The following is a 16,561-nucleotide window of genomic DNA, read 5'->3' on the forward strand; positions in this document are numbered from 1 at the left end:
TAGAGCGGATATGACCAAGGACGATCTGCTGATCATCGATGCCCTGCAGTATGTGAACTGGAACAGGGAGCTATTCGAGCAGGCGCGCGCTGGCGGCCTCGACGCGATCCATGTGACGATCACATATTGGGAAAACTTCGCCGAGGCCGAAGCGAATATCGCGCAATGGGCGCGTCATTTCGCCGAATGCGGCGATCTTGTCATGCCAGTGCGCGAAGCCGCCGATATTGAGGCGGCGCGCGCGGCTGGCAAAATAGGCATCATTCTCGGTTTCCAGAATTGCTCACCGGTCGAGGATGATCTGCGCAATGTCGAACGGCTGCACGGTATGGGCGTGCGGATCATGCAGCTCAGCTACAACAACCAGAGCCTTCTTGCGACCGGCTGCTACGAAGATGACGATGCCGGCATCACCCGGTTCGGACGTGAGGTGATCAAGGAAATGAACCGCGTGGGCATGCTGATTGACATGTCGCACAGCGCCGAGAAATCGACCCTGCAGGCCATCGAGTACTCGCAGCGCCCGATTGCAATCACCCACGCAAACCCCGCTAGCTTCCACGATGCCCTGCGCAACAAGTCGGACACTGTGCTCAAGGCCTTGGCGGAATCGGACGGCATGCTCGGCGTCAGCCTGTATCCCTTCCACCTCCGCAATGGTTCAGATTGCACGCGCGAGGAATTCTGCCAGATGGTATACGATGCCTGCGATATTATGGGCATCGACCGAGTCGGTATCGGCTCGGACCTGTGCCAGAACTGGGGTTACGAAACGTTGGAATGGATGCGTAGCGGAAAGTGGACCTTCAAGCCCGATTACGGCGAAGGCAGCGCTGCGAATGCTGATTGGCCGCGCCAGCCGGACTGGTTCCGAGACAGCCGTGATTTCATCAACATCGCCGACGGTTTGCGCGAAACGGGTTTCTCTGACCACGAAGTGCGCAAGGTCATGGGGCTGAACTGGCTTGAGTTTTTCCGCGATGCCTTTGTTCCGGCTGCTGGTGCGAGCTCCTGAGCCGCGCTGGGATATGATGTGATGCTCGATAGGCAGCGCGAACCCGATGCCGATGAGGGCCTAAACCTGCGGCCTCCAGCTGTCGTGATGGACCTTGAGCGGCTGGGTACGCTGCACCCCTACCGGCTCAGCTTCATGCGCTCGCTTATCCGCAAGATCGGGCGCGAGAATTGGCAAATTGCGCGCGCCGACCACGGGTTGGACCCTCGGGGCCACGGCCACGTAATCTACAAAATCCGGACCCCAAGGCAGCTCTTCAGCTTCGTCGCCTTTGCCAAGCATCTTGAGCCCGAGAGCCGCAGTGATCGCGTGATCGCAGAAGACTGGGACATGACGGCGACGCTCTGTGAGGGCGAGGTCGATGCGGTACGGCTCGAGCGTTTACGTGCCAATGTGCCGCTGCAAGAGAACGGCCGGGTCGATGCGACATGTCTGGTTCTCTCGCGCGCCAACAAGAGCGTTCGAAACTTCGACTATGTCGTTGATTGCCTTTGTGAAGGCGTGCAGCCTTCGGTCGATATCCTGGCCAAGGTCGGATACCTTTATCGCACAACGGCGGTGTACGGCAGCGGCAAGTTCGGTCTAGCCGATTGGCGCAAGGTCCATTCCGAATATCCCGATTTTTCGCGCCCATTCATGGCGGAAATGCTGGTGTGTTACCTGATCCGGCAGTTCAGCCTCGACCAGGCCGAACACATAGCACATCACCGCACCGGCGGCAGGCATGCGCCGCTTGATCCGGCGCTGAAACGTTACATCGGGATCGGCAATGCGACAGGTCTGGGCATGGCCCCTTACCTGATCAACCACCCCTTGCTGATCAATCGCTGGGTCGAAGCGCGTGAAACAGCGCTCGCTCGGATGCTGCGCGATGGCGTGTTCGACGAGAGGCGTTTCGAGCGTTTTTGTGGGATCGCTCGCCAAGCGATCCAGCACCTTGAGGAAATTGCCACCGACAATCTCGACCAGAACGCGATCAATGATCGTACAAGGCATGAGCTGACACTTCTCCTCTCGCGGATCGAGACGGGCACGCCGCCCTCTTCGTGGCAGGAGATTATGGATCTCGCCGAAGATACTGTCGGAACCGAGGCGCGCGAGCTTGCCAGTTCGATCATGATGGAGTTGCATCCCGAACTGGTCGATGATCTGGAAAACCGGCTATGCGAGGACGAAGACTATCGCCTCGTCCCGGAGATGCCGCTCGATGAACTGCGCCGCGTGATCGAGGATCGATATGACTGGGCACTGGCCTATGATTTCGAGCAAGACGATGCACGTGCGACATTCTGGTACCGATCCGAAGAAAAGATGGAGCCGCGACTGGGTGTGCGCGGGCAGGAACCGGGTGAGGACCGCGAGATGATGCTCGGCATCGCCTATGCCGTGCAGCAGTGCCACACGGACCTGGTTAGGTTCCCTGCGGCAGCAGATTCGACCAGCGTAGCAGCCTTCGTCATTGCGCACCCTGAGCACCGGCGCATTTTGCGGCGCATCCAGACCATGGCGCAAACACGATATGGCGAAATCCGCGCAAACCTGCTCGATGGGCAGGTCCTTCCTATCCATTTGCTACGCTGCAAGCTCTCGTTCTTCGGTGTAGGAAAATTCGATCCCCGTTCACGACTGTGGGTCCGTAACACCATGTTTCAGGGTGCTCCTTTGCCCGAGGAGCTGGGCGGGCCTGGCCAAGACGAATGGTATTTCCCGGTTAAACCGCAGTTCGCGTGATGCCTGGTTCGGGTGTGAACGAGCGCCATGCCCTTTCTCGCAACGAGTTGCTTGCTCTACTGCGGCGCGTTTTCGAAGCTATTTTCGGCAAGAGCTGCGACTACGAAGCCATGGCGGAACAGATCGCTTGGCTCGAGTGCCATGGCCTAGGCGGGTTCGATCTGCTTTGTGCTTGCCTTAACCGGCTCGATAACGAAGAGCATCCTTCCGACGGTTTGCTGATTGAGGCAAGCTCTGCAGACAGCGTGGTGAACGATTTGGATGCAGGCGGCGCGAGCCTACTTTGTTTCGGAGACGTGCTTGCCGATTTGCTTGTCGCACGCTGCGCAGATCGGGAGAGTTGCAGGGTCAAAATTGCCAATCTGCGCGAGGGCCAGGCAATCATCCCGCAACTGCATCGCATGGCGCTGGCGGGTCGTTTTGCAGCTGCGCGGATCACAAACCCAAGCAACGGCACCAGTTGGTACGCACATGTTTCGAGCTCTGCGTTTCTCCCGGTGCTTTCGGGCTTTCAAGAAACGAAGGATTGCGGCGCACTAGTCTCGCTAAACGTGGTCTGTGCAGCCAACGAGCATGCCCTGCAAGAAGCGATGAACTCTCTCGATCCGCAATGGCCTGAGCCGACGATAACGCCTGGCCAGCTCGCGGACTGCAATGCTGATTGTCTGCGCAACGGGATCCCAGTCAGCGATCTTGCAGCGCTCAACGCTGTAGCGGATCGCATACTGGTCGAAGCGACTGAGGATTCTCGGCGCGGGGCGGGTGAATAGGGCCTCCTAAAAGACTGAATTAGGCGCTCTAATGGAACGACTTAGATGGCCTCATCGGCTATCTTATCTTCTGCGCGGCGCGTAATTTCGCAGATCGATGCAGCGCTATTCGATCCTCTCACTGCTTAAGAATGCAGCCACCGGACACCACCACTGGGAACGGGCCTGGCGTGCGCCGACGCCCAAGCCATCCTATGACGTGATCATCGTCGGAGGCGGCGGGCATGGTCTGGCGGCCGCCTATTACCTCGCCAAACTGCACGGTATTCACAATGTCGCTGTGCTGGAGAAGGGTTGGCTGGGCGGCGGCAATATCGGTCGCAACACGACCATTATCCGCTCGAATTACCTGCTGCCGGAGAACAGCCGCTTTTACGAACACGCGATGAAGCTGTGGGAAGGGCTCTCGCTCGATCTCAATTACAACGTGATGTTCTCACAGCGCGGCGTCATCAATCTGGCGCATAGCCCGGCGCAGATCGATGCCTTTGCGCGGCGCGGCAATGCCATGCGGATGGAAGGCATCGACGCCGAAATGCTGTCACCGCAAGAGATCAAGCGCCGCGTGCCCTCGATCGATATCGGGACTGATACGCGCTTTCCGATACTCGGCGCGCTGTGCCAGCCGCGCGGGGGCACCGCCAGGCACGATGCGGTGGCCTGGGGCTATGCCCGCGCGGCGGACGCGCTGGGAGTCGACATTATCCAGAATTGCGAGGTCACCGGGTTCATACGCGAGGGTGGACGGGTCGTCGGGGTCGAAACCAATCAGGGTGATATCCGCGCGCCAAAAGTCGGCGTTTCGGTCGCAGGCAGCACATCCGAAGTCATGAGGAGGGCGGGGATCGAGCGCCTGCCGATCGAATCTCACGTCCTCCAGGCCTTCGTCTCGGAACCGCTCAAGCCGCTAATCGATACCGTTGTTACCTTCGGGGCGGGCCATCTCTATATTTCGCAATCGGACAAGGGAGGGTTGGTTTTCGGCGGTGATATCGATGGTTATAACAGCTATGCTAGCCGCGGAAATCTGCCGGTCTTCGAACATGTCGCCGCCGCTGCTGTGACGCTTCTTCCGAACCTTTCGCGTCTTCGCCTGCTACGCAACTGGGGCGGCATTATGGACATGTCGATGGACGGGAGCCCGATCATCGATGTCGGCCCCCTGCCGGGAATGTATCTCAATGCCGGTTGGTGTTACGGCGGGTTCAAAGCGACCCCGGCGGCCGGATGGTGCTTCGCCCACACCATTGCGCAGGACCGCCCGCACGATCTCAATCAAGCCTTCGCGCTGGATCGTTTCGCGGCTGGGCGGGCGCTCGATGAAAAGGGCATGGGCCCCCATCCGAGGCTTCACTGATGCGTATCCAGTGTCCCTACTGCGGTCTGCGCGACTATGGCGAGTTTGGATATCTCGGCGATGCCAGCGTCAAGCGGCCTGAGCACGGCTCGACCGATATGGAAGCATGGAACCAATATGTGTTCCAGCGTAACAATCCGCGCGGTCTGCATCAGGAGCATTGGCAGCACAGTGCTGGCTGCCGTGCCATCTTGCGGGTCGAACGCGATACGCTCTCGCACAAGATTGTGTCGGTCGCGCTTGAAGGAGAGTGGGGCTGATGGCGGGCTATCGCCTCCCTACCGGCGGGATCGGAATTGATCGCGAGGCGCCCTTGCGCTTCTCCTTCGACGGCAAGGAGCTTGGGGGCTTCGCCGGAGATACGCTGGCTTCGGGTCTCCTTGCGAACGGCCAAACGGTTGTCGCCCGGTCGTTCAAGTACCACCGCCCGCGCGGCATCTTTGGCGCGGGCCACGAAGAGCCCAATGCGCTCGTCACATTGCGCAGCGGCGGTCGGACCGAGCCCAATGCGAAGGCGCCCGCGATCGAGCTTTATGATGGCCTTGAGGCGCGCAGTCAGAACGCATGGCCGTCGCCGCGCTTCGACCTGATGGCAGTCAACCAGCTTGCTGCCCCGCTGTTTGTTGCAGGGTTCTACTACAAGACCTTCATGGGCACGGGGCAGCGCTTCTGGCACTTCTGTGAGCGCTTCATTCGGCGCGCAGCAGGCATGGGAGCTGCGGGCACCGAGCCTGATCCGGACCGCTACGAGCGCGCGAACCTGTTCGCCGATGTGCTGGTGATCGGAGGCGGAGCGGCAGGCATTGCAGCCGCGCGTGCTGCTGCGTCTGCCGGAGGCAAGGTGTTGCTGGTCGACGAGAATGCGTCGATCGGCGGATCTCTGCCGGAAGATACCGGGAAGATCGATGGGCTTTCCCCGCACGACTGGTCCGCCACAGCTCTCGACGCGCTGGCGAATGTCACCGTCATGCCGCGAACCACAGTCTACGGCTACTTCGACGATAATGTGCTGGGCGGGGTGGAGCGCGTGGCGGATCACGTCGCGGCGCCTGAGGCTGGGCAACCGCGATTGCGGCACCTCAAGATCTACGCTGGCAAGGTTGTCATCGCCACCGGCAGCGTCGAGCGGCCTCTGGTTTTTCCTGGCAACGACAAGCCCGGCGTGATGCTGGCGCAGGCCGGATTGCGCTATGCCAATCGTTATGGTGTGGCTGTTGGCCGTAAGGTGGTTGTGACCGGCAATAACGACAGCATTTATGCCGTCGCGCGGGCACTTGCCGGAATGGACATGAATGTTACGACCCTCGTCGACATGCGGCCCGATCCAACTGCAGAGCCTGCAGCTGGGATCGAACAGCTCGGCATTCGCGTTCTTGCTGGCCACGCGATCCGCCGCGCGCGCGGTTTCCAGGAGCTCAGCTCGATCGAGATTGAGCCGTTTGCAGATGGCGCGGTGCAGTCCGGGGGCACGATCCGGCTCGATTGCGATGCGCTGCTCGTCTCGGGTGGCTTCACTCCGATGGTCAATCTGTGCAGCCAGGCTGGCACGCCTCCTGTGTACGACGCTGAGATCGACGGTTTCCTGCCCGGTGAGCCCCTGCAGGACTGGATCGCGGCAGGCGCGGCAAATGGAGCCATGGACCTCGCGGCGGCCATTGCATCGGGCCATGCTGCCGGAAGTTCCGTGGCTGGCGTGGACAACTCAACAGCTCCGGAAGTGACCGGCGGCCCTGTTCAAGCCAATCCCGGCGCACCGGCTTGCATAGCAGCACCCGGCAAAAGCTTCGTCGACCTGCAGCACGATGTGACCGTCAAGGACATCGAGCTCGCCCACCGCGAGGGTTTCCGGTCGATCGAGCACGTCAAGCGCTATACCACGCTCGGTATGGCGGCGGATCAGGGCAAGACCTCCAACGTCAATGCCATAGCGCTTATGGCAGGGCTGCAGGGCCTTGCGCCCGACCAGGTCGGCACCACGCGTTTCCGCCCGCCCTATACCCCTGTAGCGCTGGGCGCGCTGGCGGGGCGCGAAGTCGGGCAGGATTTCAAACCGCTGCGCCGTACGCCAATGCACGACTGGCACGTCTCAAACGGGGCAGAGATGATCGATGCCGGCCTATGGGTCCGTCCGCGCGTCTATCGCATCCACGCCGATGAAACCTTGTTCGAAGCTTACGTGCGTGAAGCGCGCGCGGTCCGCGAAAGCGTCGGCATTGTCGACGTAACAACACTCGGAAAGATCGACGTGCAGGGCCCCGATGCGGCCGAGTTCCTCAATCGTATCTACGCAAATCCCTTTCTCAAGGTGCCGGTTGGCAAGGCGCGCTATGGCGCGATGCTGAGAGAGGATGGGATCCTGTACGATGACGGGACCACCTGGCGGCTGGCGGAGGATCGCTTCCTCACCACCACTACTACCGCGCGAGCTGCCGGCGTGCTTGCTGAAATGGAGCGCCTGCTAGCCGTTGAATGGCCTGAGCTGCGAGTGCACGTCACTTCGGTCAGCGATCAGTGGGCAGCCATGGCAGTGGCCGGACCCAAGGCCCGACGCACTTTGGAGAAGGTACTCGATGGACTCGATATCGAGAACGAGGCCTTCCCCTCTATGGCAGTGGGCACGGGCAGGATCGTTGGTATCGACGTGATGGTCGCACGCCTCTCTTTCTCCGGCGAGCTGGCCTACGAGGTCTATTGCGGAAGTAATGAAGGGACGCGCGTCTGGGAATCGATTATGGCTGCCGGCGAAGAATTCGCAATCACTCCATACGGTACCGAGGCACTTGGAACACTCCGTATCGAAAAGGGGCATATCAGCGGACCAGAGCTCGACGGGCGCACGACACTCGACGATATCGGGCTGGGCAAGATGGCCTCGCGCAACAAGGCCTATGTCGGCTCGGTCCTGCTCGACCGCGAAGGGCTACAGCAGGAAGATCGCTTGCAGCTTGTCGGCCTGGTTTCATCCAGCAAGCGGGCGCTGCTGGCTGGATCCCAGATCGTCGATCCGGCACAGCCCGACCGAGCGCTCGGCCATATCACTTCGACCACATTCAGCCCTGCGCTCAATGAGTTTATTGCTCTCGCGCTGGTATCTGCGGGACGGGCGTGCATTGGGAGCGAGATGCTGTCCTGCTTTCCCATGCGAGGCGAAACCCAATCGGTGAAGCTGGTCGATCCGGTTTTCTATGATCCCCAAGGGGAGCGGATGCATGGCTGACGTAACCATCGAAGCGACCGACTTCGAAACCGTATTCATGGCGAACATGTGGCGGAGCACGGTAGCTGACGGCGCGCAGCAGCTCTCGGCTGCCTTGCAATCCGAGATCCCGGTTGAGCCAAATCGTTTTATCGAGCGTGATGGCCGGATCGCAGCCTGCCTCAGCCCGGGGCGCTATCTGATCCTGGCGGATGCCGGCACATTGTATGAGCGGGTGCGGGAACAGTGCGATCCAGAACTTATTTCGATGGTCCAGCTTGATCACAGTCGCGAGGCTTTCCGGTTGGAAGGGCAGCAGGCCGCAAAGCTCTTGATGAAGGGCGTAGCGATCGATCTTGACGAAACGCGGTTTCCCGTAGGCTCGCTATTTCAGTCTTCGATCCATGACATCGGACTGACTGCACTGAAGCGGGGAAGTTCAAGCTTCGACCTGCTCGTTTACAATAGCTTTGCCGACTCCTTCTGTCACTGGCTTTTCGATGCAGCGATGGAGTTTTCCTGATCGCTCGCCTAGAGTCGCTCGCTCGCGGGGAGGGCACGATTTGAAACTTCCGATAGGCTTCGACATCCACTCGCTCGAGGTGTTCATGCTGACGGCTGAGCTCGGCGGAATGACGCAGAGTGCCGAGTACCTGGGCATGACGCAGTCGGCGGTCTCGCAAATCGTCTCAAAGCTGGAGAGCGCGCTTGATACCCGCCTGTTTGATCGTACCACTCGCCCGCTAACGCTTACGGCTAGCGGGCGTTACCTGCTAAATGACGGAGCCCGATTGGTCGCTGATGCCAAGCGGCTTGCGACAGAAATCAGGGGTATCGGCAACCTGCCGATGAATAGTGTCACCATCGCGATGGCCGAGAGCATGGCAAATCTCGTAACGGTTCCATTGCTGCGCGAGCTCGGTGGCAATGCCGGACAATGGTTGATCCGCTCAGGAACATCACTCACCCAGCAGGAAGATTTCCTCAATCGCAAGATCGATATCTTGGTGACGGCCAGTTTCGATCTGGATGGGACCGGCAATTTTGACCAGCTCCCGATCTTTGATGAGGAATTCGTCCTCGCCTTCCCGGCTAACTACACCGCAGAAATCGATCAGATCGGCGATATCCCCGAACTGCCCTTCATCCGGTATTCACTGCAATCGGCGATCGGAATGCGCATTGAAAGCCAGCTTTCGCGCATGCGTAGCAGACTTAAGAATTCCGTCGAAGTCGATTCAACGGCGCAGCAATTGACTGCCATCAGCGAGGGTCTGGGCTGGGGCATTACTACGCCCCTGTGCCTTGCAAGTCATCCGGCTCTTTTCGACCGTCTTAGGGTCGAGCCGATGCGCCAGGCGCAGTTCCGCCGGTACTTCACCTTGATCGCGCGCCGGGGTGAGTTTGGCGACCTTCCAGCAAAACTAACGACGTCGATTTGCGGCGCGATCCAGAATGTAGGGCTGATAGCTCTTTTTGCAGCTTATCCCTGGCTCGAGCAAAAAGTCAGGTGGTCGGAGCCAGCAAAAGCAGGCTGAGTAATCAGCAGGTTAGATTTGACTAATCTTGGATCATCTCGACCACAGATCAAGATATCTAAGAGATTGGTTGCAATAGATAAATTAACAAATTCAGGCCAGTGAAGCGAGAGGGTGCGTTTCGCGCCGCGACTGCAATTCATTGTCATTCTGCGCCGTTTGCGTCACTTCTCCCAGACGAAACTTGGCCGCACTGCGCGACAACCGATTGGACCTGACTTGAGTACAGTTGCTCGCATCGAAGAGATTTGCTCGGCGCACGCCGGTCGCAAGGGATCGCTTTTGCCCATCTTGCATGACTTGCAGGCCGAATTCGGCTGTATCAGCGAGGAAGCCGAGCGCGTGGTGGCCGATGCGCTCAATCTGAGCCGAGCCGAAGTCCACGGGGTGGTCAGCTTCTATCATGATTTCGAGCAAGCACCCGACGAGCGTCCGCAAGTCCAGATCTGCCGCGCCGAGGCCTGTAAGGCGCGCGGGGTGGAGGCCCTGATGCCCGAGGCAGAAGCGTCGGCTGGCAAAAGGGTGCGGCTGCAAACGGTCTATTGCCTTGGCCTATGCAGTGTTGGACCCAATGCGCGGGTGGGCGATGCCATGCATTCCCGCCTTGACCGTGCGAGCATCAAGCAATTGATCGAAGCCGTATGAGCCGGGTGCGGATCTCTGACGACAGCCTGGCAAAGGCGTGCGGCGCCGATGCTGTTGCTGCAGCCTTCGAGCAGGCAGGCGCGAGCGTAGAGCGGGTTTCGAGCTGGGGCATGCATTGGCTCGAGCCGCTAGTCGAGATTGATGGTGAGGGTTTTGGCCCGACCTCTGCCGATGACGTCGCAGCGATCCTCGATGGGACTTCGGACAAGGCAGTCGGCCGGATCGAGGATCATCCCTTCATCGCCGGGCAGCAGCGTCTCACATTTGCGCGCGCCGGCAAGACCCGTCCGACCAACCTTGAGGACTACGAGGCAACAGGCGGTTGGGCGGGCCTCAACCGCGCCCGCGAAATTGGTGCAGATCGAGTGCTGGAAGAGGTCACCCAATCGGGTTTGCGCGGACGGGGCGGTGCGGGTTTCCCTGCCGGGATCAAATGGCAGACAGTCGCCAAGGCCGAAGCGGAGCAAAAGTTCATCGTTTGCAACGCCGATGAAGGCGACAGCGGGACATTTGCCGATCGCATGCTGATGGAAGGCGATCCCTACGCGCTGATCGAGGGCATGGCGATTGCAGGGCTGGCCGTAGGCGCAGGCCATGGTTTCATCTATCTGCGCAGCGAATATCCCGATGCCATCTCCAAAATGGAGGAGGCGATCTCCCTGTCATCTCGGGTCGTCTCGCCGTTTACGCTCGAGGTCCGTGTGGGGGCAGGTGCCTACGTTTGCGGCGAAGAAACAAGCCTTCTCAACAGCTTGGAAGGCAAGCGCGGCGAAGTTCGGGCCAAGCCGCCACTGCCCGCTCTGGAGGGTGCTTTCGGCAAACCGACGGTCGTCAACAACGTACTGACCTTGGCAGCTGTGCCGCATATCCTCGCCGAAGGCGGGGTAGCGCTCTACGAAGGGCTGGGCATCGCGCGCAGCAAGGGCACCATGCCGATCCAACTTGCCGGCAACATCCGGTATGGCGGGCTCTACGAAACTGCATTCGGGATCACGCTGGGCGAATTGGTCAACGATATCGGCGGTGGGACCGCATCAGGAAGGCCGGTCAAGGCCGTCCAGGTGGGTGGGCCGCTGGGCGCCTACATTCATCCCTCCCAGTTCGACTTGCCCTTCGATTACGAAGCCTATGCTGCTGCTGACGGGTTGATCGGCCACGGCGGGATCACGGTCTTCGACGACAGCGCCGATATGGGCGCTATGGCGCGGTTCGCATTCGAGTTCTGCGCGGCGGAAAGCTGCGGCAAGTGTACGCCCTGCCGGATCGGCGCGGTGCGCGGTGTCGAGATCGTCGACCGCATAAGGGCCGGAGGCCGCGAGCCGGACCGGCTCGAACTGGCTCCGCAGATGCACAACACGGTGAAGGCGCCGCGCGGAAAGGCGGAGGAGATCGAACTCCTCACCGACCTGTGCGAGGTGATGAAAGACGGCTCGCTTTGCGCGCTCGGCGGCTTCACGCCATATCCAGTCATGAGCGCGCTCAAGCATTGGCCCGAGGACTTCGGAGCATGACGCTGATCCTCGATGGCGGCATGGGACGCGAATTGCACCGGCTGGGAGCGCCGTTTCGCCAGCCCGAATGGTCGGCGCTGGCGCTGATCGAGGCACCCGAATTTGTCTCGCATGCGCATGAGCGGTTCGCCGAAGCTGGCGCACAGGTGCTCACCACCAACAGCTATGCCGTCGTCCCTTTTCACATCGGTGACGAGTACTTTGCGGAGAGCGGGCAGGAACTGGCAGATCTGGCCGGAGACTGCGCCCGCCAAGTAGCTGATCGGCATGGGCTAAAGGTTGCAGGATCGCTACCTCCGGCAATGGGCTCGTACCAGCCGGAATTGTTTGATGCTGATGCGGCGCGCGAGATCCTCTCAATCCTGATCAAGGGTCTAGGTCCTTATGTCGATATCTGGCTGGCCGAAACTCTGAGTTGCCTCGAAGAAGCGCGGATTGCCGGCGACCTGCTCGCGGAAGATCAGCGACCGCTATGGTTGTCCTTCACGCTCGACGATGAAGGCCCGGCCCAGCTACGTTCAGGAGAAAGCATTGTTGCCGCTGCGACGTTAGCTCGCGAATTGGACGTCGATGCGCTATTATTCAATTGCAGCGCGCCCGAGGTTATGGACCTGGCGGTAAGGCAGGCTCGTGAAGCGCTGGGCGGAGCCGCAGTTCAGATCGGTGTCTATGCTAATGGATTTGATCAGTACGAGCCGGAATTGCCAGCCAATGAAGGGTTGAGCGATATGCGCGAAGATCTTGGCCCGCAGCGATATCTGGCTTTTGCCAGGCAGTGGGTCGCATCGGGAGCCTCGATCATAGGGGGCTGTTGCGGTGTAGGGCCTGAGCATATCAGCGCTCTATCCGCTGGATTAGATTTGGTGCCGGACGGGTCGTCGCGCGAAGCCGGTTACGAGAGGGTACAAGCATGACTTTTCAGCCCCAAGCAGACTTTGGGACTCCCGCCAGCCGGTCGGACCAACACATAACGCTGACGATCGATGGCCGCGAAGTCACAGTTCCTGCAGGGACCAGCGTGATGCGCGCCGCGCGCGAAAGCGGCGGCGATATCCCGAGCCTGTGCGCCACCGACAATGTGAAGAGCTTTGGTTCGTGCCGCATGTGCCTGGTCGAGATCAACGGACGCCGCGGAACGCCCGCCAGCTGCACCACACCTGCGGAAGAGGGGATGGTCGTCCATACCCAGAATGCCCGGCTCGCCAAGCTGCGCCGCGGCGTGATGGAGCTCTATATCTCCGATCATCCGCTCGATTGCCTCACCTGCAGCGCCAACAACGATTGCGAACTGCAGGATACTGCCGCCGAAGTAGGGCTTCGCGATGTCCGCTACGGTTACGAGGGGGAGAACCATCTCGGCGAAGCGGCTGATACCTCCAACCCCTATTTCGATTTCGATCCGAGCAAGTGCATCGCCTGTTCGCGCTGCGTACGCGCTTGTGATGAAGTGCAGGGGACATTCGCCCTGACCATGGACGGGCGCGGTTTTGCTTCGAAGATCAGCGCCGGCCAATCGGGCGATGATTTCCTCTCCAGCGAATGCGTGAGCTGCGGTGCGTGCGTCCAAGCCTGCCCCACCGCGACGTTGCAGGAGAAGGCGGTCAAGGACATCGGCAAGCCGGAACGCGCGGTGGTCACAACCTGTGCCTATTGCGGGGTTGGCTGCACTTTCCGCGCAGAGATGCGCGGCGAGCAGCTCGTTCGCATGGTGCCTTACAAAGATGGCAAGGCCAATCGCGGCCACTCATGCGTGAAGGGGCGCTTCGCGTGGGGTTATGCCAATCACCAAGACCGCATCACGTCGCCGATGATCCGCGACACAATCGACCAGCCCTGGCGCGAAGTGAGCTGGGAGGAGGCGATTGCCTTCACCGCCGATCGCCTGAACGCGATCAAGGCAGAGCACGGCCCCCGCGCGCTGGGCGGCATCACCTCGAGCCGCTGCACAAACGAAGAGACCTTCTTGGTCCAGAAGATGGTTCGCAGCGTGTTTGGCGCGAACAATGTCGATACCTGCGCACGCGTCTGCCACTCGCCAACCGGTTACGGCCTCAAGACGACCTTTGGGACCAGCGCGGGCACCCAGGACTTCGACAGCGTCGAACACACCGATGTCGCGCTGGTGATCGGGGCCAACCCGACAGACGGGCATCCAGTCTTCGCCAGCCGCCTGAAGAAACGCCTGCGAGAAGGCGCCAAACTCATCGTGATTGATCCCCGCCGGATCGACCTCGTGCGCATGCCGCATGTTGAGGCGAGTCATCACTTGCCGCTCCAGCCAGGGACAAATGTCGCCGTGCTGACTGCGATGGCGCATGTCATCGTTACCGAAGGGCTCGCCAACGAGGATTTCATCCGCGAGCGCTGCGATGTTGAAGCTTACGAGGATTGGGCGCGTTTCGTTTCGGACGAGCGCCACTCCCCTGAAATGCTCGAACCCGTGACCCGCGTTCCTGCGGAGGAATTGCGCGGCGCGGCGCGGCTCTATGCCACCGGCGGCAACGGCGCGATCTACTACGGGCTTGGCGTGACGGAGCATAGCCAGGGTTCCTCCACCGTCATGGCGATTGCCAACCTCGCAATGGTGACGGGCAATATCGGCCGCAAGGGCGTGGGTGTGAACCCGCTGCGCGGTCAGAACAATGTGCAGGGCGCCTGCGATATGGGCAGCTTCCCGCACGAACTGCCTGGATACCGCCACCTATCGGACAACGTGACCCGTGAACTGTTCGAAAAGGACTGGGGCGTATCGCTCGATCCCGAGCCGGGCCTGCGCATTCCCAACATGCTTGATGCCGCGGTCGATGGCAGCTTCAAGGCGATCTACATTCAGGGTGAGGATATTCTCCAATCGGACCCGAATACGAAGCATGTCGCCGCCGGCCTGTCGGCGATGGACTGCGTGATCGTGCACGATCTGTTCCTCAACGAGACTGCAAACTACGCACATGTGTTCCTGCCCGGCTCGACCTTCCTTGAGAAGAACGGCACTTTCACCAATGCCGAGCGGCGGATCCAGCCGGTCCGCAAGGTGATGGAGCCCGCCAATGGCTACGAAGACTGGCAAGTCACCCAATTGCTCGCGAATGCGATGGACGCGGGCTGGGACTATTCGCATCCGAGCGAGATCCTCGATGAGATTGCGCGCCTCACCGGCAGTTTTGCGGGTGTCGGCTGGGAGATGTTGCAGGAACGCGGCAGCGTGCAATGGCCGGTAAACGAGAAACATCCAGACGGTTCCCCGGTCATGCATATGGAAGGCTTCGTGCGCGGCAAGGGGTTGTTCGTCGTCACCGATTACGTGCCAACCGATGAGAAGACCGGGCCGCGATTCCCGCTGCTGCTGACGACCGGTCGCATTCTCAGCCAGTACAATGTCGGCGCGCAAACGCGCCGCACCGCCAATACGGTGTGGCATGAGGAAGACTTGCTCGAAGTGCATCCTGTTGATGCGGAGAACCGCGGCCTCAAAGACGGTGACTGGGCCAAGCTCGCGAGCCGCACCGGTGAGACAACTTTGCGGGTAACAGTGACTGACCGTGTCGCACCGGGTGTGGTTTACACCACTTTCCACCATCCCGCGACGCAGGCCAATGTCGTGACGACCGATTATTCGGACTGGGCCACTAACTGCCCCGAGTACAAGGTCACCGCAGTGCAGGTCATGCCGTCCAACGGCCCGACCGACTGGCAGGAAAGTTATGAAAGCTGGTCCGAGAAATCGCGCCGGATCGTAGCCGAGCGGGAGCCGGCCGAGTGAGCTACGACCAGCTCGAAAGAGTGACGCGCTACGCTAACCAGATCGCGAAGAACTTCGTGGCGATCGGTCATGACAAGGCGGTGCTGGCGACGGCGGATCATATCGAGAGTTTCTGGGATCCGCGGATGAAGGCGGCGATCTTCGCAGGCGACAGGGCAGGGCTTGATCCGATCGCGGCCGATGCCATTGCGCATCTGGAGGAAAAGGGCGATCCGGGCTCACAGACCCGGGCGACGGATTTTTCCACCCATGGCGGACTTCATAACTCGGATGCTGGATAACGCGCGCGAAGTCTTGCGCGATGGAACCTCGCGCCCGGTCGAGCGCGAATGGGTGCCTGAGGTCCCGGTGGCGCTCGAATTCAACGGCCTTTCCTATGCCGTGATGATGGCAACCCCGACCGATCTGGAAGATTTCGTGCGTGGCTTTGCTCTGACCGAAGGGCTGGCGGCAGATATCGGAGAGATTGACTCCATCGCTATTGCCGAGACCGACCTGGGCGTCATCGCCCGTGCGCAATTGTCCGGCCTGGGGATTGAGCAGTTGTCCGAGCGTGTGCGCATGCGGGTCGCTGAAAGCTCCTGCGGTCTGTGCGGTGTTGAAAACCTGGAGATTGTCGCCAAGCCGCTACCGGCAGTCGCGCGCCATGATGCGGCAAGCGAAAAGGCCGTATTTGCAGCCGCCAGCGCAATGCGCGAGCGCCAGACACTCAATCGGCAGACGGGAGCTGCCCACGGCGCTGGCTTTGCGGATCTCGAGGGCAACGTGATCGAAGTGCGCGAGGATGTTGGGAGGCACAATGCGGTCGACAAGCTCATCGGCGCACTGGCGGCAAACGGGACGGACATTGCCGAGGGCATAGTAATCTCGACCGCCCGTTGCTCTTACGAAATCGTCGAGAAGGTAGTTAAGGCGGGAGGAACGCGCCTTGTCACTGTCTCGCTACCAACCACCATGGCTGTAGATCGCGCGCGCGCCGCAGGGCTGAGCCTCGTGTGTCTCGCGCGTGACGATAGTTTCTTGCAAATCTGTTGAGAA

At 60.5% G+C, this 16,561-nt stretch carries 14 protein-coding genes; all 14 read left to right on the plus strand.

Features of this window, described 5'->3' with window-relative positions; translation table 11 throughout:
- Nucleotides 1-10: 10 nt before the first annotated feature.
- The 14 genes from ACEWMW_RS06115 to fdhD all read left to right on the plus strand — a co-directional run bounded on the left by ACEWMW_RS06115 (nucleotide 11) and on the right by fdhD (nucleotide 16,558).
- A complete protein-coding gene (locus tag ACEWMW_RS06115; RefSeq protein ID WP_409413005.1) occupies nucleotides 11-1,015 on the plus strand; it encodes a membrane dipeptidase in 1,005 nt (334 codons plus the stop codon).
- 21 nt (nucleotides 1,016-1,036) lie between these two features.
- The gene (locus tag ACEWMW_RS06120) at nucleotides 1,037-2,746 is read left to right on the plus strand and encodes a hypothetical protein (protein WP_409413006.1); all 1,710 of its coding nucleotides are present in this window, start codon (nucleotides 1,037-1,039) and stop codon (nucleotides 2,744-2,746) included.
- On the plus strand, nucleotides 2,746-3,516 hold the full coding sequence (locus tag ACEWMW_RS06125; protein WP_409413007.1) for a DUF3726 domain-containing protein: 771 nt from the start codon (nucleotides 2,746-2,748) through the stop codon (nucleotides 3,514-3,516). Before ACEWMW_RS06120 ends, ACEWMW_RS06125 begins: the two co-directional genes overlap by 1 nt.
- Nucleotides 3,517-3,613: 97 nt before the next feature.
- Nucleotides 3,614-4,873 (plus strand): sarcosine oxidase subunit beta family protein, encoded by a 1,260-nt coding sequence (locus ACEWMW_RS06130; protein WP_409413008.1) that lies wholly within the window; start codon nucleotides 3,614-3,616, stop codon nucleotides 4,871-4,873.
- A complete protein-coding gene (locus ACEWMW_RS06135; RefSeq protein ID WP_409413009.1) occupies nucleotides 4,873-5,133 on the plus strand; it encodes a sarcosine oxidase subunit delta in 261 nt (86 codons plus the stop codon). Before ACEWMW_RS06130 ends, ACEWMW_RS06135 begins: the two co-directional genes overlap by 1 nt.
- Nucleotides 5,133-8,090: a sarcosine oxidase subunit alpha family protein gene (locus ACEWMW_RS06140; RefSeq protein ID WP_409413010.1), complete on the plus strand. Its 2,958-nt coding sequence runs from the start codon at nucleotides 5,133-5,135 to the stop codon at nucleotides 8,088-8,090. The genes ACEWMW_RS06135 and ACEWMW_RS06140 overlap by 1 nt, the downstream gene beginning before the upstream one ends.
- Nucleotides 8,083-8,592 (plus strand): sarcosine oxidase subunit gamma, encoded by a 510-nt coding sequence (locus tag ACEWMW_RS06145; protein WP_409413011.1) that lies wholly within the window; start codon nucleotides 8,083-8,085, stop codon nucleotides 8,590-8,592. Before ACEWMW_RS06140 ends, ACEWMW_RS06145 begins: the two co-directional genes overlap by 8 nt.
- Nucleotides 8,593-8,632: 40 nt before the next feature.
- Nucleotides 8,633-9,607: a LysR family transcriptional regulator gene (locus ACEWMW_RS06150; protein ID WP_409413012.1), complete on the plus strand. Its 975-nt coding sequence runs from the start codon at nucleotides 8,633-8,635 to the stop codon at nucleotides 9,605-9,607.
- Nucleotides 9,608-9,826: 219 nt separating this feature from the next.
- Nucleotides 9,827-10,252 (plus strand): NADH-quinone oxidoreductase subunit NuoE family protein, encoded by a 426-nt coding sequence (locus ACEWMW_RS06155; RefSeq protein WP_409413013.1) that lies wholly within the window; start codon nucleotides 9,827-9,829, stop codon nucleotides 10,250-10,252.
- Entirely contained in the window at nucleotides 10,249-11,763 is a 1,515-nt protein-coding gene (locus ACEWMW_RS06160) for an NADH-ubiquinone oxidoreductase-F iron-sulfur binding region domain-containing protein (RefSeq protein WP_409413014.1), read from the plus strand. Before ACEWMW_RS06155 ends, ACEWMW_RS06160 begins: the two co-directional genes overlap by 4 nt.
- On the plus strand, nucleotides 11,760-12,677 hold the full coding sequence (locus ACEWMW_RS06165; RefSeq protein ID WP_409413015.1) for a homocysteine S-methyltransferase family protein: 918 nt from the start codon (nucleotides 11,760-11,762) through the stop codon (nucleotides 12,675-12,677). Before ACEWMW_RS06160 ends, ACEWMW_RS06165 begins: the two co-directional genes overlap by 4 nt.
- Nucleotides 12,674-15,523, plus strand: a complete 2,850-nt coding sequence (gene fdhF / locus ACEWMW_RS06170; RefSeq protein WP_409413016.1) for a formate dehydrogenase subunit alpha — start codon at nucleotides 12,674-12,676, stop codon at nucleotides 15,521-15,523. The genes ACEWMW_RS06165 and fdhF overlap by 4 nt, the downstream gene beginning before the upstream one ends.
- On the plus strand, nucleotides 15,520-15,804 hold the full coding sequence (locus ACEWMW_RS06175) for a formate dehydrogenase subunit delta (RefSeq protein WP_409413017.1): 285 nt from the start codon (nucleotides 15,520-15,522) through the stop codon (nucleotides 15,802-15,804). The genes fdhF and ACEWMW_RS06175 overlap by 4 nt, the downstream gene beginning before the upstream one ends.
- Nucleotides 15,773-16,558 (plus strand): formate dehydrogenase accessory sulfurtransferase FdhD, encoded by a 786-nt coding sequence (fdhD, locus tag ACEWMW_RS06180; RefSeq protein ID WP_409413018.1) that lies wholly within the window; start codon nucleotides 15,773-15,775, stop codon nucleotides 16,556-16,558. The genes ACEWMW_RS06175 and fdhD overlap by 32 nt, the downstream gene beginning before the upstream one ends.
- Nucleotides 16,559-16,561 lie beyond the last annotated feature (3 nt).

It is taken from the genome of Litorerythrobacter xanthomarinus (assembly GCF_046254955.1).
Taxonomy (GTDB): Bacteria; Pseudomonadota; Alphaproteobacteria; order Sphingomonadales; family Sphingomonadaceae; genus Qipengyuania_C.